Origin of the sequence: Pseudomonas sp. AN-B15 (assembly GCF_019056475.1) — a bacterium.
Classification (GTDB): Bacteria; Pseudomonadota; Gammaproteobacteria; order Pseudomonadales; family Pseudomonadaceae; genus Aquipseudomonas; species Aquipseudomonas parakoreensis.
In genome coordinates this window covers 1032085-1051277 of record NZ_CP049737.1, presented here as the reverse complement: position 1 = coordinate 1051277, position 19193 = coordinate 1032085, and the positions used below count along the sequence as shown (strand labels likewise).

The window sequence follows — 19193 nt, the reverse complement described above, 5'->3', positions numbered from 1 at the left end:
TTCTATTGCAGGAGCTGCCGCAGGCTGCGATCTTTTGCTTTTCAGCGATACAGGACTTTCTCCGCCAACTCATCCGCTACTCGCGCCGGCGAGCGTTTCTCGGCCTGCGCATGGGCAAACACTTCGGTCAGTCGCGAGGAAATCTTCGACAGATGCGCAGTGATCGTCCCCAGCTCCTCACCGCGATGCTTGAGCGAAACATAAATCAACCCACCCGCGTTGATCACGTAATCCGGCGCATACAGAATCCCCCGACGCTCCAGTTGATCAGCCACATCCAGATGCGTCAGCTGATTGTTCGCCGAACCCGCCACCGCCGAGCAACGCAGTTGCGTCACTGTGTGGCTGTTGAGTACCCCGCCGAGGCCGCACGGTGCAAGGATGTCGCACGGTGTGCTAAGCAACGCATCGTTGGCGATCGGATGCGCGTTGAGTTGCTCCATCGCCAGTTGCACCTTGCCGTGATCGATGTCGCTGACCAGCAATTCGGCGCCCGCCGCATGCAGTTGTTCCGCCAATGCATAACCCACATTCCCCAGCCCCTGAATCGCTATGCGCAATCCTTCGAGATTGTCGCTGCCCAGCCGCGCCATGGCGGTGGCGCGAATGCCGGTGAACACTCCCATCGCTGCGTGCGGTGCCGGGTCACCGGCCGAGGTGGTGCTGGTAACATGCCGGGTCTGCTGGGCGATGCAATCCATGTCCGCCACCGACGTGCCGCTGTCGATGGCGGTGATGTAGCGACCGTCGAGCTGCTCGATACAGCGCCCGAAAGCCTCGAACAGCGCACCGCGGTTTTCCACATGCGCCGGGCGTACGATCACTGCCACCCCGCCGCCCTGGGCCAGTCCGGCCAGCGCCGCTTTGTAGCTCATGCCCTGCGCGAGGCGAATGGCGTCCTCGACTGCGGATTCGTCGTTGGGATAGGCAAGATAACGGCAACCGCCCAGGGCAGGCCCGAGGCGACTGTTATGAATGGCAATGACCGCCTTCAACCCGGTGACCGGGTCAACGCTGAGGTGCAGCGATTCCAGGCGAGTGCTTTGCATGAGAGCGAACATCGGCAGGCTCCCGAATCACTTCTGGTAGTCGCCAGTATAGGCTTGCGCCCAAAAATTGCTGAAGCGCACCGGAATAAGCGTCGGCGCCAACGGCGACTTTGCGGCATAACCTGGCCGGTACTGGACGAATGGCACGGACGGGGCTAAAACGAGGCATGCCCCGGAGATTTCGATGAGCCCGCGCCAACGTTTTTTCGAGTGTCTGCACCGTTCACCGCCCGCACTGTTCGAAGCGGCGTTGTGGATGGCTGCCGAGCACGAAAAAGGCCTGGATATCGAAGCGCTGCAACAGGACTTCAAGGAGCTGCAACAGCGCGTCAGCTACGGCTTGCCGATGCTGCCAGTCAGCGAACTGGCGCAACCGTTGCTGCGGCGGATGAATGATCTGGGGTTCGCCCAGGATGATTTTTTGCCGTTGCGCCCGCAGGTCGCGTTGCTGCACAAGGTGTTGCAGACCCGTCGCGGCCAGCCACTGAGCCTGTCCCTGATAGCCCTGGAACTGGCGCGCAGCCTGGAGATTCCGCTGGTCGGCGTGAACTTTCCCGGGCATTTCCTGCTGCGGGTGCCCGGCGCTGATCACTTGCTGGATCCCTGCGGCGGTCGGCGGCTTTACCCGAATGATTGTCGTGAGTTGTTGCAGCGTCAGTACGGCGCGCACATGAAACTCAACGCCGAGCATCTATTGGTCGCCAGCCCGGTCCAAATGCTGCAGCGCCTGTCACGCAACCTGCGCCAGCTGCATCTGGCGCACGAGGATTACATTCCAGCGTTGATCGATGCCGAACGCGTGCTGGAACTGGGCGGTGCCAGCGCTGCCGATTATCTGGCCCGCGCCAGCCTGTATCAGCGCCTCGACTGCCCGAACGCCGAGCGTTTCGATCTGGAGCATGCACTGCTGCTCAGCGACGATCCGATCCAGCGCCTGCGCCTGACGGAACGGCTCGGGCACCTGCCTCCGAATTCCGTCGTTCATTAATCCCTGTGTGGGAGCGAGCCTGCTCGCGAAGCAGGCGCCTCGGTTTATCCTTTAAACCGCGTTATCGTTCTTCGCGAGCAAGCTCGCTCCCACATTGGGTTGCGGGATATCTGAGGGCGAACGCACCTGGATGATCAGCAGTGCCGCAATGACCGCCGGAATCGCGCAGAAGAAGAAAATCTGCGCCACCGGAATGTGCATCGCCAGCAGCAGGCTGCCGAACAGCGGCCCGAGGATCGAACCGAAGCGCCCTACCCCCAACGCCCAGCCCGTGCCCGTGGCACGCACCTGCGCCGGATAGAAGTTACTGGCGAAGGCGTTCAGCGTCAGTTGCCCACCAATGATGCAAAACCCGGCGGCAAACACGCAGGCCACCAGATAGCGCGGATTGTCGTGATTCAGGCCCAGCAGAATCGTGCACACAGCCGCCCCGGCCAATACCGCGCAGAGCAGGCGCACCTTGCGCTTAAGCCGGTCGGCGAACCACGCCATGCACACCGCGCCCAAGGTGCCGGCGAACAGGAACATCGAGGTCACCAAGTTGGCTTCATTGAGTTTCAGACCGCTTTCGAGCAACAGCGTCGGCAGCCAGCTGATCATGAAATACAGCAGAATCAGGCTGACAAAAAACGTCGCCCAGATCAGCAGGGTCGGTCGTGCATAACCGTTGCGGAACAGCTCGATCACGGTCAGTTTGCTGCCCTGCTCGCGCTCGTTCTGCTCGACCGAGGCGGCCGGTGGCTGCCAGTCCGGCAGCATTCGCGCGGTGACTTTGCGCAGGCGCGCATACGGCGGTGCGTCACGCAGCAGACGCGGCAGCGATTCCGGAAGCATCCACCACAGGAACGGGAACAGCAGCAACGGCGTGACACCACCGGCGAGGAACACCGCTTGCCAGCCAAAGCGATCAATGAAGCCCGCCGCAACAAAACCACCCGCCGCACCGCCAAAGGAAAAGCCGCAAGCGGCCAGCGTGACCATCAAGGTGCGCAGGCGCGGCGGCGAGTACTCCGACATCAAGGCCATGGCGCTGGGCATCGCGCCACCCATGCCGATGCCGCAAATGAAACGCGCGATCATCAGGGTATTCAGGGAATCGGCGAACACCATCAGCACCGTGAGGGTGGCGTAGATCAGCACGCACGCCAGCAGAATCCGCCGCACGCCGAAGCGGTCAGCCAGCGGCGTCACCGCAAGCGAACCAAGGGTCAGGCCCAACAGGTTGGCACTGAAAACCGGCCCGAAGGCGGCTTTCTCCAGGCCCCAGTCCTGCGCCAGGGCCGGCACCACGTAACCGAGCACCTGGGCGTCGTAGCCGTCGGTGACCAGCAACAAGGCGAGCAGGATCAAGAGCAACCACTGATAGCGGGACACAGGACGGGCGTCGAGTGCCGCCCGGAAGCTGGCAATCTGGTTGTGCATCGCAAGGTACCTGTTTTGTTTTTATGATTTTTTAGGGGCAACACGGACCTCCTGTGGGAGCGAGCCTGCTCGCGAAAGCGGTGTGCCAGCTAAAAGAATGTCTGCTGATACGACCTCTTCGCGAGCGGGCTCGCGCCCACAGGGTCTTACGGTGTATCGGGCTGGTTGGCCGGATGCGCCTTGATGAACGCCGGATGCTCGGCCGCCAACGCGGCTACGCGACAAATCCGTGGATAAGCCTCCAGCGAAACACCGAAGCGCTCCGCCGCGTACAACTGTGGAATCAGGTACACGTCCGCCACACACGGCCACTCGCCGAAACAGAAACCGCTGTCGCCGATCAACTGCTCGACGGTCGCCAGCCCCTGACTGATCCAGTGCGCAATCCACTCCACCACCTGCGGCTCTTCGTGGCCCAGCTGGCGCAGACGATTGAGCACGCTGACGTTGTGCAGCGGATGCACGTCGCAGCCAATCACCGCCGCGACGCCACGCACATGGGCGCGGGCGGCGAGGTCTTCCGGCAGCAGCGGCTGCTGTGGATAACGCTCTTCCAGGTACTCGATGATCGCTGGCGACTGAATCAGCAACTCGCCGTCATCCGTACGCAAAGCCGGCACCCGGCCCTGCGGATTGATCGCCAGATACGCCGCCTGCCGATGCTCGCCCCCGGACGGCGCAATCAGGTTGACCGGCAGCGCGTTGTAGTCGAGCCCCTTCAGCGCCAGAGCGATACGCACCCGGTACGACGAGGTGGAACGGTAATAGGTGTAGAGATCCATGAGCCGCTCCTGTCAGCGCGCCGCCAGCACTGTGCCGCGGCATTCGCCGAAGCCGATCGAGGCAAAACCGTCCCGGGCGCAACGGGCGCGCAGGATGATTTCATCACCGTCTTCGAGGAATTTGCGCACTTCGCCGGAAGCCAGTTCGATCGGCTTTTTACCGCCCTCGGTGATTTCCAGCAGGCTGCCGAACTGACCGCTTTGCGGACCGGACAAAGTGCCCGAACCGAACAGGTCGCCGGCCTGCAACTGGCAGCCGTTGACGCTGTGATGCGCGACCATTTGTGCGACGGTCCAGTACATGTAGCGCGTGTTGCTCAGGGTCAGGCGATGAGCCGGCAGATTCTGCTCGCGCATGGCTTCGGTGAGCAGCAGCACTTCCAGTTCGATGTCAAAGGCACCGCCCTCCTGATCGCGCTTGTCGAACAGGTAAGGCAGCGGCTGCGGATCACCTTCAGGGCGCGCCGGTTGTGCCGTGCGGAAAGGCTCCAGCGCTTCGGCCGTCACCACCCACGGTGAGACGCTGGTGATGAAACTCTTGGACAGGAACGGGCCCAGCGGCTGGTATTCCCAGGCCTGGATATCGCGGGCCGACCAGTCGTTGAGCAGGCAGAAACCGGCAATGTGATCAGCCGCGTCACCAATGGCAATCGACTCGCCCATCTCGTTGCCCTGACCGATCCAGATGCCCAGTTCCAGCTCATAGTCCAGACGGGCGCAAGGACCGAAGGTCGGCTCGCTGGCACCGGCTGGCAGGGTCTGGCCTTTCGGGCGGCGCACGTCGGTACCGGAGGCGCGCACGGTGGAGGCGCGACCGTGATAACCGATCGGCACGTGCTTGTAGTTCGGCAACAACGGGTTGTCCGGGCGGAACAGTTTGCCGACGTTCTGCGCGTGTTCGATGCCGACGTAGAAGTCGGTGTAATCGCTGATGCGGGCCGGCAGGTGCATCTGGCAATCGGCAGCCAAGGGCAGCAGTTTTGCGCCTTGGGCTTCGATGGCGCCGCGATGGCTGCTGCCCTCGCTGAACAGTTCCAGCAAGCGCGTACGCAAGGCGACACGGGCTTCGCGACCGAGGTCGAAGAAGGCGTTCAACAGGCCGCCGTGCATGGCCTCGACCGCACTGCGCGCGGCGCCGTCAAACAGACCGGCTTCAAGCGCCACTTGCAGATCGAAAATGTGTTCGCCAATCGCCACGCCCGCGCGCGGCGCCGAGCCGTTGATGCTGAATACGCCCAGCGGCAGGTTCTGCAACGGGAAATCCGCGTGGCCGTTGGCCGAAGCGACCCAGCTGCGGGTGATGGAATTCTGCGTCATGGGTTATCTCCGGGTCGGGTCGAACGTGGCGGGCAGCGTGGCCCAGCAGGCGTCGTAATTGGATTGCAGTTGCGGGCAGTCGAGGGCGAAACGGCTTGGGCGCAGCACCTGACTGGTCTCGAACATGAAGGCCATGGTGTTGTCGATCTTCGCTGGTTTGAGTTCGGCGTTGATCGCTTTGGTGCAGGTTTCGCCGTCCGGGCCGTGGGCACTCATGCAGCTGTGCAGCGAGGCACCGCCGGGCACGAAGCCTTCAGCCTTGGCGTCGTATTCGCCGTGGATCAGGCCCATGAACTCGTTCATCAGGTTGCGATGGAACCACGGTGGACGGAAGGTGTTCTCGGCGACCATCCAGCGTGGCGGGAAGATCACGAAGTCGAGGTTGGCCATGCCATGCACGCTGGTCGGCGAGGTCAGCACGGTGAAAATCGATGGGTCAGGATGATCGAAACTCACGGTGCCAATGGTGTTGAAACGGCGCAGATCGTATTTGTACGGCACGTTGTTGCCGTGCCAGGCGACCACGTTCAGCGGCGAATGATCGAGTTGGGTGCCCCACAACTGGCCAAGGAATTTCTGCACCAGCGTCGTCGGCTGCTGCAGGTTTTCGTAGGCAGCGACCGGCGCGAGGAAGTCCCGTGGATTGGCCAGACCGTTGCTGCCGATCGGCCCCAGGTCCGGCAGGCGCAGCGGCGCGCCGTGGTTCTCGGCAACGTAGCCGCGCGCCTGCGGATCAAGCAGTTCGACGCGGAATTTCAGACCGCGTGGCAGCACAGCAATTTCCAGCGGCGCGACTTCAAGCACACCGAGTTCGGTGGCAATGCGCAGTCGCCCGAGTTGCGGCACCAGCAGCAGTTCGCCGTCGGCGTTGTAGAACACCCGCTCCATCGAGCGGTTGGCGGCGTAGTTATAGATGCTGATGCCGGCCGGTTTTTCCGCTGCCGAGTTGGCGACCATGCCGACCAGGCCGTCGATGAAGTCGGTTGGCTCGGCGGGCATCTGCAGTGGATTCCAGCGCAGACGATTCGGGGTTATATCACCCAGCGGGCCGCCGGCCAGTTGCCGCTCCAGTTTGACGAACGCCGGGTGATTGGCCGACGGTTGAATCCGGTACAGCCACGTACGCCGCGCTTCACTGCGGGTCATGGTGAACGCCGTGCCGGAGAGCAATTCGGTGTAGAGGCCGTAGGGCGCTTTTTGCGGGGAGTTCTGGCCGATGGGCAAGGCGCCGGGCAACGCTTCACTGCAAAATTCGTTGCCGAAACCGGACTGGTACGCCAGCGCCGACGCGTTTGAATCGAGGTTCATGGAGCCTCCTGAACAGGGAGTCGGCAGTGGCCCATCGCTCTGGCTCAGAGCTTTGCGCACGCCGGGGTTGTTATTATCGTAATTCGATTACGCATAACGTAATTTGCTCGCTAACCAGCGTCAAGCTATAAAGACGCCCATTCGTTTTCGGATCCCGGCCGCACCATGGAAAAAACCAGCGACAGCAACGGCAAACAGAAAGTCCGCTCCGCCGAGGTCGGCACCGACATCCTCAAGGCGTTGGCCGAGTTGTCGCCCTCCACCTCGTTGTCGCGGCTGGCCGAACATGTGCAGATGCCGGCGAGCAAGGTGCACCGTTATCTTCAGGCCCTGATCGCCAGTGGTTTCGCCGAGCAGAACGCCGCCACCAACCATTACGGACTCGGCCGTGAAGCGTTGCGCGTGGGCCTGGCAGCCCTGAACAGTATGGACGTGCTGAAAGTCGCCGCCCTGCCGCTGTCGGAGTTGCGTGATGAACTGAATGAAACCTGCTTTCTGGCGGTGTGGGGCAATCAGGGCGCGACCGTGGTGCACATCGAGCCGGCGGTGCGCGCGGTGACGGTGGTCACGCAATTGGGTTCGGTATTACCGCTGCTCAGTTCATCCACTGGCTTGGTGTTCAGTGCCTATCTGCCGCATCGCGAAACCGATGAACTGCGCGTACTGGAAACCGCCATCGCCGACCATCCGCTGGCCGATGAAAAAAACTACGTCAGCCTGTGTGAACAGATCCGTGAACGCGGTCTGCATCATGTGCACGGTTTGTTGATGCCGGGCGTGGATGCGTTGTCGGCGCCAGTGTTCAACGCCGTCGGGCAGATCGCAGCGGTACTGACGATTGTCGGCCCGACTTCATTGTTCCACGCCGATGAAAACGGCCCGGCCGCCCGGCGATTGCTGGCGGCGGCACGCGCCGTCAGTTGGCGCATGGGCTATCAGGCCGACGACCTGCGCCCTTGAAACAACAGCCACAATCCCTTCAGTGACCCAATAGCGTAGCCGGACACGACTGTTGCATGCCCCGTAACAGTGCATGTCCGGAATCGCTCTGTTTCCTTCGATCTCAAGTGCTTATTCTGAGCGGGCTTTCACGGCACACGCCGCAAAGCCCCGGCCTTGGCTGCCGAGCAACTCGCGCCAGCGCTGACCGATTTCAGATGAGTCGATGCTTCGATTGATCGCCCCGGTGTTCACTGACGTTGATTTGTAGCTCCTTGATCCAACGTCTTACCTTGGCCGCTGCGTTTGCAGCGGCCTTTTTTATGGGCGGTATTTATGCCGGCGGGACAGGTCGCTTGACGGTCATGGCAGATGTCACAGTGAATACTTCTGCAGATTCGCCATCATTTCCTTCAGCGCTTCAATGTTGTCCTTGGGATGCGCCGCCCCTTCGAAATCGCAGATCTGCTGCCAATGCGCCGCGACGTCTTCCGGAGAGAAACCGCTGCGTGGATCGAACCCGGCGCCGAGGCTGCGCTCCCAGCGCACCTTGCCCATCCAGCCACCACCGACTTCAAACAGACCGGACGTTTCCTGGCACTGTTCACTGGTCAGGTACACCACCAGCGGGCTGACCAGTTCCGGTTTCAGCTGTTCGAACACTTGCGGCGGGATCAGCCCCTCGGTCATGCGTGTGCCGCCAGTGGGCGCGATGGCGTTGACCAGAATGTTGTTCTTGCGCCCTTCGATGGCCAGCGTCCGGGTCAACCCGTACAGGCCGAGTTTGGCCATGCCGTAATTGGACTGACCGAAGTTGCCGTAGATGCCTGAGGTCGATGCCGTGAAGATCACCCGGCCATAGTTCTGCTCGCGCAGGTGCGGCCAGGCGGCGCGGGTCACTTTGTAAGCGCCTTCGACGTGAACGCGATAGACCAGATCCCAGTCGGCGTCGTCCATCTTGTGAAAGGTCTTGTCGCGCAGGATCCCGGCGTTGTTCACCACCACGTCGACACGGCCAAAGGCGTCGAGGGCGTTCTGCACCAGTTTGTCGCCGTCGGTGACCGAGTCGTGGTTGGCCTCGGCAATGCCGCCGGCTTCGCGAATTTCCGCCACCACACGGTCGGCGGCGGAGGCGTTGGCGCCCTCACCCTGGGTCGAGCCGCCGAGGTCGTTGACCAGCACTCTGGCGCCGTGCCGCGCGAACAGCAAAGCATGCGCCCGGCCCAGGCCACCACCGGCGCCGGTGACGATCACGACTTTATCTTCGAAACGTACGGACTCATTCATCGCAGGAACTCCAGCAGGCCAGTATTGAGTCCGAGTGTCAGGCACAGGGCTTTGGGTCACAACAAATACGGCTGAGGCTGAATGGTGCGCGATAAGGGTGGGGGATGATGAGGGCGTCAAAAGATCAAAAGATCGCAGCCTGCGGCAGCGCCTGCATTAATTTGTGCAGGAGTTGCCGCAGGCTGCGATCTTTTGATCTCTCAGGAGCACGCCACCTTGCGCGGCGGCAACGCCAGGCGGTCACGAAACGCCAGATAATGTTTGAGCACCTGCACCGGCGCCTCGATCTGTGGATAGTGGCCGATGCCCGGCAACAACACCGTGTCGGCGCCCGCGATCAACTGGCGGTAACGCTCGACCATGTGCGCACCGGAGACCGGATCGACTTCGCCATCAATCACCCGCAACGGGATGTCATCACGCTGCATGGCCGCTACCCAGCGGTCGCGCTGCGCCCGGCGCTCGGGGATGTAGCCAATCAGTTTGTGCAGGATGCGCGGACCGCGATGGGTCTCGATCAGGCTCCAGAAATCATCCAGCTCACTTTCGCTGGGGCCGGTCTGCGGACCGAAAATCTGCCGAAAGCTTTTCACCAACGCATCACGGCTGAAGGCCCGGCCAATCATCCAGCCCAAAGGGCTGAGCAACAGCTTTTGCATCAACACCGGGCGATGGGTTTCCGGGAACAGCCCGCCGTTGAGGAACACGCAACTGGCGACGGCGAGCCGGTTTTCGTAATGCCGCGCGAGCAGTTCCTGGGCGACGCTGTCGCCGTAATCGTGAGCCAGAATATGCAGGGGTTGCTCGACCTGCAGATGGGCCAGCAGTGCCTGTTGCAAATCGGCCTGTTCCAGCAGGCTGTAGCTGTGACTCAACGGTTTGGCCGAATCACCGAAACCGAGCATGTCACAGGCGATCACCCGATAGCGCTGGGCCAGCGGCTGCCACAAGTAGTGCCAGTCCCAACTGGCCGTTGGAAAGCCATGGATCAGCAACAGCGGCTCACCCTGCCCCGCCGTCCAGTAACGGATCGACTGGCCGCGAAAGACAAACGTCCGGCTGCGTTTGCGCCAGACACACAGAGGAATCTCGGCAAGAGGCATCAGAGTTTATATCCGGGGTCTTGTTTATCGAGTTTGCGCAGCAACGCCGGCCAGGCCAGCGCGCCGCCCATGCCTTGAGCGCTTTTGGTCACGCCGGCGATCATCGCCTTGGCGCCCGCCAGAATTTGCGGTTCGATGGCGATCAGTTCAGTACCGCCGGTCTGCGCCATGACCTGGATATCGCAGGCGCGCTGGAAGGTGAACATCATCAGAAAAGTGTCGGCGATGGTGCCGCCACAGGTCAGCAGACCGTGGTTGTGCAGCATCAGGAAATTGTTCTCGCCCAGGTCGGCCTGCAAGCGCGCTTTCTCTTCGTGATTCAGCGCCACGCCTTCGTAGCCGTGATAGGCCAGGCTCGACAACACGAACAGCGACTGCTGGCTGATCGGCAACACGCCCTGTTTCTGCGCTGAAACGGCCACGCCGGACGCGGTGTGCGTGTGCAGTACACACACCACGTCATGCCGCACTTCGTGCACGGCGCTGTGGATGGTGTAACCAGCGGGGTTGATGTCGTAGGGACTGTCCATGAGCTTGTTGCCGGCCTGATCGACTTTGACCAGGCTTGAGGCGGTGATCTCATGAAACATCAAGCCGAACGGATTGATCAGGAAGTCTTCGGTGCCCGGGACCTTGGCGGAAATGTGGGTAAAGATCAGGTCGTCCCAGCCATGCAGGGCGACCAGTCGATAACAGGCGGCGAGATCGACCCGGGTCTGCCACTCCGCAGCACTGACCTGGTCTTTGACATTAACGGGCGACTGGACGGGGGCTACGCTCACTGTATGCACCTCTGCGTTCTTATTGTTTGGCACGTGTCAGCAGTCTAGTCAGCTCCCGGGGCTCACGTAGTTGCATTGCCAGCCAGCTTGATGACTGAGCGGGTCAGCCATGCAAACAGCTTGGATCCATGTCAAAGCAACGACGCCAACAAAGGCGCGGCGAACAGATTGAGCAGTCCCGTCAGCACCATCACCAGCCCGGCCACCGAGCCCTCTTCACCGCCCACTTCATGCGCCCGACTGACGCCGGCACCGTGCGCGCCAACCCCAAACAATGCACCGCGCGCCAAGGCACTGCGTAGCGGCAGCCACTTGAGCAGCACGCCGCCGAGCATCGCACCGAACACACCGGTGAACATCACGAACACGGCCGTCAGTTCCGGCACGCCACCCAGATCCTGCGCCAGCGGCATGGCGAACGGCGTGGTGATCGAACGCGGCACCAGCGACATCGTGACTGAGATATCCAGCGCCAGCGCCCTGGCCAGGCCAAACGAGGTAGCGATCGATGCCGCGCTGCCGGCGAGCATGCCCAGCAACAGCGCTGACCAGTGCCGCACCAGCAGACGTCGCTGCTGCCAGATCGGCACCGCGAAAGCGACCGTCACCGGCCCGAGCACCAGCATCAGCCAATGGGTGTTGCTGGCGTATTCGGCATAGGCCGTGTGCAACGGTATGGCGAGCGCCAGCAGCAGCGCCGGCACCAGAATCAGCGGCGACAGCAGATAACGCCCGGTGCGTCGATAAATCCAGCGACTGAACAGATACGCCAACAGAGTGAAAGCGAGCCAGAACATCGGCATCCATTCAAGCTTCATGAGACCGCCTCAGGCGCACAGCCAACTCCACGGTAAAGGCCGTCACCAGCATCACCATCAGGGTGCTGGCGCCAATCACCAGCAGAATCCGCCAACCGTCATCACGCAGCAGTGCGCCGTAGTCGAGCAGACTCATCAGTGCCGGAATAAAGAACAGCAGCATCTCGGCCATCAGCAAGCCGGCACCCAGTTGCAGCGCCGCCGGTTTGACCCAGCCAAACGCGAACGCCAGCAGCAACAGGGCCATGCCGATAACGCCACCGGGGATTGGCCAGGCCAGCCACGCGGCGATCTGGCAGCCGAGCAGATAGAGACCGAGCAACACGGCCAGTTCTGCTATCAGACGGGAAACATACGTGAGGGACGCAGCGTTCATGATGGGCTCCTTACAGGGGCTTATTTTACGAAGCGGCCTGCCATCCCAGAAGCGAATTGTTAGACTCATGGCTATTCCAAAACGGAATCGGACAATGGAATTCAAACAGCTGCGCAGTTTTGTCGAAGTCATGCGTCAAGGCGGCTTTACCCAGGCGGCGAAAACCCTGCACGTCAGTCAGTCGGCGGTGAGCAAACAAGTCGCGCAACTGGAGCAGAGTCTCGGCACGCCGTTGCTCGAACGGCTCGGCTCCCAGTTACACCTGACCGCTGCGGGCAGCGTGGTGCTGTCACACGCCGAGGGCATGCTGCGCTTGCGTCAGGAGTTGCTCAGCGAACTGGATGATCTGAGCCAACTGGCGCGCGGCGAATTGCGCCTCGGTCTGCCGCTGCTGGGCAGCGATGCGTTGTTCGCCGGGTTGTTCGCCGAATATCGACGGCGCTATCCGAACATCAGCATTCAATTGCTTGAGGGCGGCAGCCGTAACGTGGAACAGGCGGTGCTCAGCGGAGAACTGGAGTTGGGTGGCAGCTTGCAGCCCAAGGATCCGCAGTTCGATTTTCAGCCGTTCTGCGATGAGAAGCTCGACGCGTTGCTGCCGGTGGATCATCCACTGGCGGCGCGCGGTGAAATTGCTCTGGAGGAGTTGGCCGAAACACCGTTCCTGCTGTATCAGCGCAGCTTCGTGCTCAATGACCGTCTATTGCAGGCGTGCCAGCAATTGGGCTTTACCCCGAAAGAAGGCGGGCGCAGTGGCCAGGCGGATTTTCTCGTGGCGCTGGTGGCGGCCGGGCAAGGCGTGGTGCTGTTGCCGAGCGTGGTCGCCCGGGCACTGGAGCGTCCGGGCGTGGTGCGCCTGACCTTGCGCGCGCCAGATTATCTGCGTTGGGATATCGCGTTCATCTGGCGTCGCGGCGCCTACCTGTCGAAAGCCGCGCAGGCCTGGCTGGCCCTTCTGCGCGAGCGCGCGATCAGCCCTTGAGCGTGGCGATCAACTGCGCCAGCCAAGGCTCGGCATCGGTTTCCGGGGTCACGCTTTCGCTGGCGTCCAGACGCAGCATCTCCTGTACTTCGCGCAGGCCCAGCTCGGCGAACAACTCACGCATCAGCTCGCCGCCACCGCAGAACGTATCGCCGTAACTGGCATCGCCCAAACCGATCACCGCGCCGGGCAAACCGCGCCAGGCCATCGGCAATTGATCGCGAAGGCTGAAATAGAGCGGCTGCAGGTTATCCGGCAACTCGCCCATGCCGGTGGTCGAGGTCACCGCGAGAATCGCTTCAGGGCCGAACGCCTGTATATCCGCCAGGCTGGCGCGCGAGTTGTAGAAGGTTTCAAAACCGGCGTCTTTCAGCAGGTTCTGCGCGTGACGGGCGACTTCTTCGGCCGCGCCGTAAACCGAGCCGGAGAGGATGGCGACTTTCATCAATCTGATCCTGAAGCTGAAAAAAAGAGCGGCGATAGTAGCAGTCCGACGTAAAAGCCGCGATCCAGGCCCGAATAGCCGTGATGGCCAGTAGACAGACTGGCTGGAACTTCTAGAATGCCAGCCAATATCGACACTGAAAGGATTCATTGATGATCAACGCCAGTCTGCTGCAAATGGTGATCAACGCTTCGAACGACGGGATCGTGGTTGCAGAAAAGGAAGGCGAACAGGACAACATCCTGATTTACGTAAACCCGGCCTTCGAGCGCCTGACCGGTTATAGCAGCGAAGAAATTCTCTACCAGGATTGCCGTTTTCTGCAGTCCGGCGACCGCGATCAGGCAAGTCTGGAAAGGATTCGCGAAGTGCTGCGCGCTGGTGGCGCGTGTCGCGAAACATTGCGCAATTATCGCAAGGACGGCACGCCTTTCTGGAATGAACTGTCGCTATCGACGGTACAAAACGCCGATGATGGCCAGACTTATTTCGTCGGCGTGCAGAAGGACGTCACGGTTCAGGTCAAGGCGCAGCAACGCGTCGCGCAACTGGAAGCACAGGTTGCCGCCTTGCAAGCCGAACTCTCTGCCCTGAAAGCGACGAACGGCGCAAACAAAACGGCGAACTAAGTGTCAGTAACTACAATCACCAATGACTTTGTAACTAATTCTTTCGAGCCAGGCCATGCAACGCGACGCCCTCCTGACCCAGGATGAGCTGGATTTCATCCAGACCATGCAGCACAACCCGCAACTCAATGTGCGGGATGCGACGTCGAGCCTGTTGGTCAATGGTGGCTCGCAGATCCGTGACCTGCTCACGCGCCTGGCGGCTCATGAGCAAGTGACCATCCAGGCCAACTTCGAAAATCAGCAGATGACCTTCCCGTTGCACCTGGTGGAAGACGAATTTCACGCGTTGCACCTGCGTCTGGGCGTACCCAGCATTTACGAAGACGGGCCGATGGTTCGCCCATGGCGTCTGACCCTCGAAGAGCCGGTCGCGCTGGAAAACGCCAAGGGCCAACCGGGGATGATGTGGGTGCACGAGGTGTCGCACAAAGGCGTGCTGCTGGAAATGCGCAACAAGACCAAGCCGCCCAAGCATTTCGCCCTGTGGTTCAGCCCTTCAGGTTATGAGCGGATCTCCCTGCGCGGCAATTTCGAGCGCGAAACCGAGCATGGCTTCTACGCTTACGAGCTGAGCCAGACCGATGCCGATGAAACCGAACGCCTGCGTCAGTTCATCCTGCAACAACACCGCCTGACCCACCCCGCCCTGCACACCTGATATTCAGGTATCCAGCGTCCCCGCGAGAAACTGCGTCATGCGCTGACGCATCGTCGCCCCTTCATTGCCCAGACAACCGATTGACGATCCGGCCAGACTATCCTGTGCCAGATCGGCAGCGTCGCCCGCGAGCATTACCTGACAGTCGAGACTCAAGGCCAGCCGATTCAGACGGCGCGGCAAATCCGGGGTGGGGGCGTGATTGGAAAACAGCACCAGCGCCTGTGGCTTGATCCGCTCGCAGACCAACGCCAATTCATCGAATGGCTGACCAGTGGTCAGCACTCGCACCCCCGCATCATTGCCACTGAGAAATAACGCGGCAACCAGTAACTCGAGTTCACGGCACTGACCGGCGAGCGCACTGACAATCACCTTGCGCGGTTGCGTGCCGCGCAGCGTGACAATGCGTTGCAGAACCCGCGCCCTCAGGAACCCGTCGAAAAACAGCCACTCGCTGGTCTGCCCAAAGGCATCCTGGCGTTGCAACATCTGCAGCCACAACGGCATGAGAATGTCCTGGAACACCACTGACAGCGAATATGAAGAGAAAATCTGGTTGTAGACCTGATCCAGCGCGCGGTCATCGAACGCGCTGACTGCAACCTGCACCTGTAGCTGCCACTGCGCGTAATCAGCCTGCACCAGATCATCAGGAATGATATGCGCCAGCACTTTCAGCGGCTCGGTCTTGGCGAGGATCTTGCCGACCTTGCTCACCGCCACGCCGCGGTCGATCCAGTCGACGATGCTGCGCACGCGCTCGATTTCGGTCATCGAATACAGCCGGTGCCCGCTTTCGGTGCGCGTCGGCTGAATCAAACCGTAGCGACGCTCCCATGCACGCAGCGTTACCGGGTTGACGCCGGTCAGGCGCGACACCTCACGAATAGGGAACAACTCTTCGCGCTCAAATGCGACAGAGGCCTGCAAAGCAGAGTCAGCGTCCGTGATAACAGCCATTGTGCAGGTGCATCCACTCGGTAGATTTGGATCCCATTCTACCTCCGATGCCCTGTATCGGTTCAACCCATCAATAGAGACGAAAGTCTCTGAAACGGCGCGCAAAATCAGGAATAATCCTTGCTAGTCGAAAAACGCAGGCCCTTACCCCGGGCCTGCGCATCGCGAAACTTCTACCCGAAGCGACGCACTCGGAAACATGGAGATACATAATGTCTACTTCCCCCGTCACACTGATGGTCGCGCGTCGCGTCGCCGACGGACGCTATCAGGACCTGATTGCCTGGCTGCGCGAAGGCGAACAACTGGCCACTGACTTTCCCGGTTACCTGGGCTCCGGCGTGCTCGCTCCGCCACCCGGTGACAACGAATTCCAGATCATTTTCCGCTTTGTCGACGAACAGACCCTGCATGCCTGGGAGCACTCGGTCTCGCGTACCGCGTGGCTCGCGCGGGGCAGCGATCTGTTCGCGCATCCCAAAGAACATCGGGTCAGCGGCATCGAAGGCTGGTTCGGCGCGGCCGGTCAGCGGCCACCGCGCTGGAAACAGGCCGTGGCCATCTGGCTGGCGTTCTTTCCGGTATCGCTGCTGTTCAACTTTGTTCTCGGGCCGTTGCTCGGCGACATGAGCCTGCTGCCGCGGGTGTTGATCAGCACGGCGTGCCTGACGCCATTGATGGTGTATTTCTTTATTCCGCTGTCGACGCGGCTGCTGGCCAACTGGTTGAACGCTGTGCCGGCGCGACCTTTGCCTGCAACACCCTCTACGCAGAATCGCTAAAGATCGCAGCCTCGTTGCACTCGTCAGCTCCTACGGATGAAGGCGCCCCTGTAGGAGCTGCCGAAGGCTACGATCTTTTCGCCAGCGTCGCTGTTATAGTTTTTGCTCCAACCGCGACGCGAGCCATGCATGACCAATTCCTCCGCCCCGATTCTCATCACCGGTGCCGGCCAGCGTGTCGGTCTGCACTGCGCGCAGCGTTTGCTTGAAGACGGCCATCAGGTCATTTTCACCTACCGCAGCGAACGTCCCGGCGTGCAAGCGCTGCGGGATCTGGGCGCGATCGGAGTGTTCGCCGACTTCTCCAGCGAAGCGGCCATTCTCGCCTTCATCGATGAACTGAAAACCCATACCGACCGCCTGCGCGCCATCGTCCACAACGCCTCCGAATGGCTGGCGGAAACCCCGGGCAACGAAGCCGAAGCCTTCGTACGCATGCTCAACGTGCACCTGCTCGCGCCGTATCTGATCAACCTGCACTGCGCCGACCTGCTCAAGCGCTCGACACCGGCCGACATCATCCATATCAGTGACGACGTCACGCGCAAGGGCAGCAGCAAACACATCGGCTATTGCGCCAGCAAGGCCGGGCTCGACAGCCTGACCCTGTCCTTCGCCGCGCGCTATGCGCCGGCAATCAAGGTCAACGGCATCGCGCCAGCCCTGCTATTGTTCAATCCCGACGACGACGCGGCGTACCGCGCCAAGGCGCTGGCCAAATCCGCGCTGGGCATCGAACCCGGCAGCGAAGTGATCTACCAGAGCCTGCGCTATCTGCTCGACAACCCCTATGTCACCGGTACGACCCTGACCGTCAACGGCGGACGGCACGTCAAATAAGTTGCTGCGCGAGGATCTCCCATGAGCCGTACCCTGCCCGAGAATTACCGCGAGATCCTCATCGGCCTCGGTGAAGACCCCGACCGCGAAGGCCTGCTCGACACTCCGCTGCGCGCGGCCAGGGCCATGCAATACCTGTGTCACGGCTATGAACAGCGTGTGGAGGAGATCGTCAACGGCGCGCTGTTTGCCTCTGACAGCGATGAGATGATCATCGTCGCCGACATCGAGCTCTACTCGTTGTGCGAACATCACCTGCTGCCCTTCATCGGCAAGGCCCATGTGGCATATATTCCGACCGGCAAGGTGTTGGGACTGTCGAAGATTGCGCGGCTGGTGGACATGTTCGCCCGGCGCCTGCAGATTCAGGAAAACCTTACCCGGCAGATTGCCGACGCAGTGCAACAGGTCACCGATGCCGCTGGCGTCGCGGTGGTCATCGAGGCCCGGCACATGTGCATGATGATGCGCGGTGTCGAGAAACAGAATTCGACCATGAACACCTCGGTCATGCTCGGCGCCTTTCGCGACTCGAGCAACACTCGCCAGGAGTTCCTGCAATTGATTGGACGGAGCAAGTAAATGTCACAACTTCAACCGGGAATGGCGCGCATCCGGGTCAAGGATCTGCGCCTGCGCACCTTTATCGGGATCAACGAGGACGAGATCCTCAACAAACAGGATGTGCTGATCAACCTGACCATCCAGTACGCCGCGCAGGAAGCGGTGCGCGACAACGACATCGATCACGCGCTGAACTACCGCACCATCACCAAGGCGATCATCGCCCACGTCGAGGGCAATCGCTTTGCACTGCTCGAACGCCTGACCCAGGAGCTGCTGGATCTGGTGATGAGCAATACCGCCGTGCTTTACGCCGAAGTCGAAGTCGACAAGCCGCATGCCCTGCGATTTGCCGAATCGGTGTCGATCACCCTCGCGGCCAGCCGCTGAGCGCGTCTGGCGCATTGCTCGCCAGACTTTTATCATCCGCGCCACGAATAGACTGCACAGAGCCCATCATGACCGAGCAACAACGCCTCGAACTCGAAGCCGCCGCCTTCCGCCGGCTGGTCGCCCATCTGGACAGCCGCAAGGACGTGCAGAACATCGACCTGATGAACCTTGCCGGGTTCTGCCGCAACTGCCTGTCCAAGTGGTACAAGGCCGCCGCCGATGACCGTCAGATCGAGGTCAGCCTCGATGACGCCCGCGAAGTGGTTTACGGCATGCCGTACGCCGAATGGAAAGCCCAATACCAGCAAGAAGCCAGCGCCGAACAACAGGCGGCGTTCGCCAAAGGAAAACCGTATGAGTGATCTGAACACCCTGCGCGCCAGCCTCAACAGCGGCAAACACGCTTTCGCCGATACCCTGGCCTTCATCGCTGCCGGTTATGACTACCAGCCGCAAGCGTTCAACAATGGTGGCGTGGAAAACGCTGCCGGGCAGAACGAAGGTTCGTGCAAGACCCTGGGTCTGGCACTGCTGGAAGGCTTGAGCGATGAAGAAGCGCTGCTGGCATTCGGCGAGCATTACCGCTCGGTGCTGGCGACGCCTGAAGGCAGTGACCACGGCAATATCCGTGCGCTGATCAAGCACGGTCTGGCCGGTGTGAAGTTCGAAGCACAGCCGCTGACCCGCCGCTGATTCAAGATCAAAAGATCGCAGCCTGCGGCAGCTCCTACACTGATCCCTGTAGGAGCTGCCGCAGGCTGCG

General features: G+C 61.2%; 23 protein-coding genes. 11 read left to right on the top strand and 12 right to left on the bottom strand.

All coding sequences use genetic code 11. The annotated features are described in order from the left end of the window. Positions 1-41: 41 nt before the first annotated feature. Entirely contained in the window at positions 42-1061 is a 1020-nt protein-coding gene (locus tag GTQ41_RS04600) for a Glu/Leu/Phe/Val dehydrogenase dimerization domain-containing protein (protein ID WP_047291790.1), read from the bottom strand. A gap of 172 nt (positions 1062-1233) precedes the next feature. On the opposite strand from GTQ41_RS04600, the gene GTQ41_RS04595 reads away from it, so the two are divergent. Further along, a complete protein-coding gene (locus GTQ41_RS04595) occupies positions 1234-2037 on the top strand; it encodes a SirB1 family protein (protein WP_047291788.1) in 804 nt (267 codons plus the stop codon). Positions 2038-2088: 51 nt separating this feature from the next. Here GTQ41_RS04595 and GTQ41_RS04590 read toward each other — a convergent pair whose 3' ends face one another. The 4 genes from GTQ41_RS04590 to hmgA all read right to left on the bottom strand — a co-directional run bounded on the left by GTQ41_RS04590 (position 2089) and on the right by hmgA (position 6866). Next, a complete protein-coding gene (locus tag GTQ41_RS04590) occupies positions 2089-3459 on the bottom strand; it encodes an aromatic acid/H+ symport family MFS transporter (RefSeq protein ID WP_047291786.1) in 1371 nt (456 codons plus the stop codon). A gap of 146 nt (positions 3460-3605) precedes the next feature. Then, the gene (maiA, locus tag GTQ41_RS04585) at positions 3606-4241 is read right to left on the bottom strand and encodes a maleylacetoacetate isomerase (RefSeq protein WP_047291784.1); all 636 of its coding nucleotides are present in this window, start codon (positions 4239-4241) and stop codon (positions 3606-3608) included. Between the two features lie 12 nt (positions 4242-4253). Then, positions 4254-5558, bottom strand: coding sequence for a fumarylacetoacetase (gene fahA / locus GTQ41_RS04580; protein ID WP_047291782.1), 1305 nt, complete (start codon positions 5556-5558; stop codon positions 4254-4256). A 3-nt stretch (positions 5559-5561) separates the two neighbouring features. After that, on the bottom strand, positions 5562-6866 hold the full coding sequence (hmgA, locus tag GTQ41_RS04575) for a homogentisate 1,2-dioxygenase (protein WP_047291780.1): 1305 nt from the start codon (positions 6864-6866) through the stop codon (positions 5562-5564). A 165-nt stretch (positions 6867-7031) separates the two neighbouring features. Here hmgA and GTQ41_RS04570 point away from each other — a divergent pair, with 165 nt between their 5' ends. After that, positions 7032-7826 (top strand): IclR family transcriptional regulator, encoded by a 795-nt coding sequence (locus GTQ41_RS04570; RefSeq protein ID WP_047291777.1) that lies wholly within the window; start codon positions 7032-7034, stop codon positions 7824-7826. Positions 7827-8180: 354 nt separating this feature from the next. Here GTQ41_RS04570 and GTQ41_RS04565 read toward each other — a convergent pair whose 3' ends face one another. The 5 genes from GTQ41_RS04565 to GTQ41_RS04545 form a co-directional block, all read right to left on the bottom strand. Beyond that, a complete protein-coding gene (locus GTQ41_RS04565; protein ID WP_047291775.1) occupies positions 8181-9092 on the bottom strand; it encodes an SDR family oxidoreductase in 912 nt (303 codons plus the stop codon). 200 nt (positions 9093-9292) lie between these two features. After that, positions 9293-10195 (bottom strand): alpha/beta fold hydrolase, encoded by a 903-nt coding sequence (locus GTQ41_RS04560; protein WP_047291773.1) that lies wholly within the window; start codon positions 10193-10195, stop codon positions 9293-9295. After that, positions 10195-10977 (bottom strand): class II aldolase/adducin family protein, encoded by a 783-nt coding sequence (locus GTQ41_RS04555; RefSeq protein ID WP_047291770.1) that lies wholly within the window; start codon positions 10975-10977, stop codon positions 10195-10197. The genes GTQ41_RS04560 and GTQ41_RS04555 overlap by 1 nt, the downstream gene beginning before the upstream one ends. Before the next feature lie 131 nt (positions 10978-11108). Then, positions 11109-11795 (bottom strand): LrgB family protein, encoded by a 687-nt coding sequence (locus GTQ41_RS04550; protein WP_047291768.1) that lies wholly within the window; start codon positions 11793-11795, stop codon positions 11109-11111. Further along, on the bottom strand, positions 11785-12171 hold the full coding sequence (locus GTQ41_RS04545) for a CidA/LrgA family protein (RefSeq protein WP_041073952.1): 387 nt from the start codon (positions 12169-12171) through the stop codon (positions 11785-11787). Before GTQ41_RS04545 ends, GTQ41_RS04550 begins: the two co-directional genes overlap by 11 nt. A gap of 94 nt (positions 12172-12265) precedes the next feature. Between GTQ41_RS04545 and GTQ41_RS04540 the strand changes: the two genes are divergently transcribed. Further along, complete coding sequence (locus GTQ41_RS04540) at positions 12266-13153, top strand: LysR family transcriptional regulator (RefSeq protein ID WP_047291766.1); 888 nt, start codon at positions 12266-12268, stop codon at positions 13151-13153. Here GTQ41_RS04540 and GTQ41_RS04535 read toward each other — a convergent pair. Further along, a complete protein-coding gene (locus GTQ41_RS04535) occupies positions 13143-13598 on the bottom strand; it encodes a flavodoxin (RefSeq protein ID WP_041073948.1) in 456 nt (151 codons plus the stop codon). The two genes, GTQ41_RS04540 and GTQ41_RS04535, sit on opposite strands and share 11 nt — an antisense overlap. A 152-nt stretch (positions 13599-13750) precedes the next feature. Between GTQ41_RS04535 and GTQ41_RS04530 the strand changes: the two genes are divergently transcribed. Both GTQ41_RS04530 and GTQ41_RS04525 read left to right on the top strand, forming a co-directional pair. Beyond that, complete coding sequence (locus GTQ41_RS04530; protein ID WP_047291764.1) at positions 13751-14227, top strand: PAS domain-containing protein; 477 nt, start codon at positions 13751-13753, stop codon at positions 14225-14227. Positions 14228-14282: 55 nt separating this feature from the next. Next, positions 14283-14888: a hypothetical protein gene (locus GTQ41_RS04525; RefSeq protein ID WP_025109427.1), complete on the top strand. Its 606-nt coding sequence runs from the start codon at positions 14283-14285 to the stop codon at positions 14886-14888. A gap of 3 nt (positions 14889-14891) precedes the next feature. Here GTQ41_RS04525 and GTQ41_RS04520 read toward each other — a convergent pair whose 3' ends face one another. After that, a complete protein-coding gene (locus tag GTQ41_RS04520) occupies positions 14892-15851 on the bottom strand; it encodes a MerR family transcriptional regulator (RefSeq protein WP_047291763.1) in 960 nt (319 codons plus the stop codon). Positions 15852-16063: 212 nt separating this feature from the next. Here GTQ41_RS04520 and GTQ41_RS04515 point away from each other — a divergent pair, with 212 nt between their 5' ends. The 6 genes from GTQ41_RS04515 to GTQ41_RS04490 all read left to right on the top strand — a co-directional run bounded on the left by GTQ41_RS04515 (position 16064) and on the right by GTQ41_RS04490 (position 19123). Further along, positions 16064-16633 carry an antibiotic biosynthesis monooxygenase gene (locus GTQ41_RS04515; protein ID WP_047291761.1) on the top strand — a complete coding sequence of 190 codons (570 nt, stop codon included), beginning with the start codon at positions 16064-16066 and terminating at the stop codon, positions 16631-16633. Between the two features lie 129 nt (positions 16634-16762). Continuing rightward, positions 16763-17473: a dihydromonapterin reductase gene (folM, locus tag GTQ41_RS04510; protein ID WP_047291759.1), complete on the top strand. Its 711-nt coding sequence runs from the start codon at positions 16763-16765 to the stop codon at positions 17471-17473. A gap of 21 nt (positions 17474-17494) precedes the next feature. Then, positions 17495-18055 carry a GTP cyclohydrolase I FolE gene (folE, locus tag GTQ41_RS04505; RefSeq protein WP_047291757.1) on the top strand — a complete coding sequence of 187 codons (561 nt, stop codon included), beginning with the start codon at positions 17495-17497 and terminating at the stop codon, positions 18053-18055. Continuing rightward, a complete protein-coding gene (gene folX / locus GTQ41_RS04500; protein WP_041073935.1) occupies positions 18056-18427 on the top strand; it encodes a dihydroneopterin triphosphate 2'-epimerase in 372 nt (123 codons plus the stop codon). Positions 18428-18495: 68 nt separating this feature from the next. Beyond that, a complete protein-coding gene (locus tag GTQ41_RS04495) occupies positions 18496-18792 on the top strand; it encodes a DUF1244 domain-containing protein (RefSeq protein WP_047291754.1) in 297 nt (98 codons plus the stop codon). Continuing rightward, positions 18785-19123, top strand: coding sequence for a HopJ type III effector protein (locus GTQ41_RS04490; protein ID WP_047291751.1), 339 nt, complete (start codon positions 18785-18787; stop codon positions 19121-19123). The genes GTQ41_RS04495 and GTQ41_RS04490 overlap by 8 nt, the downstream gene beginning before the upstream one ends. Positions 19124-19193 lie beyond the last annotated feature (70 nt).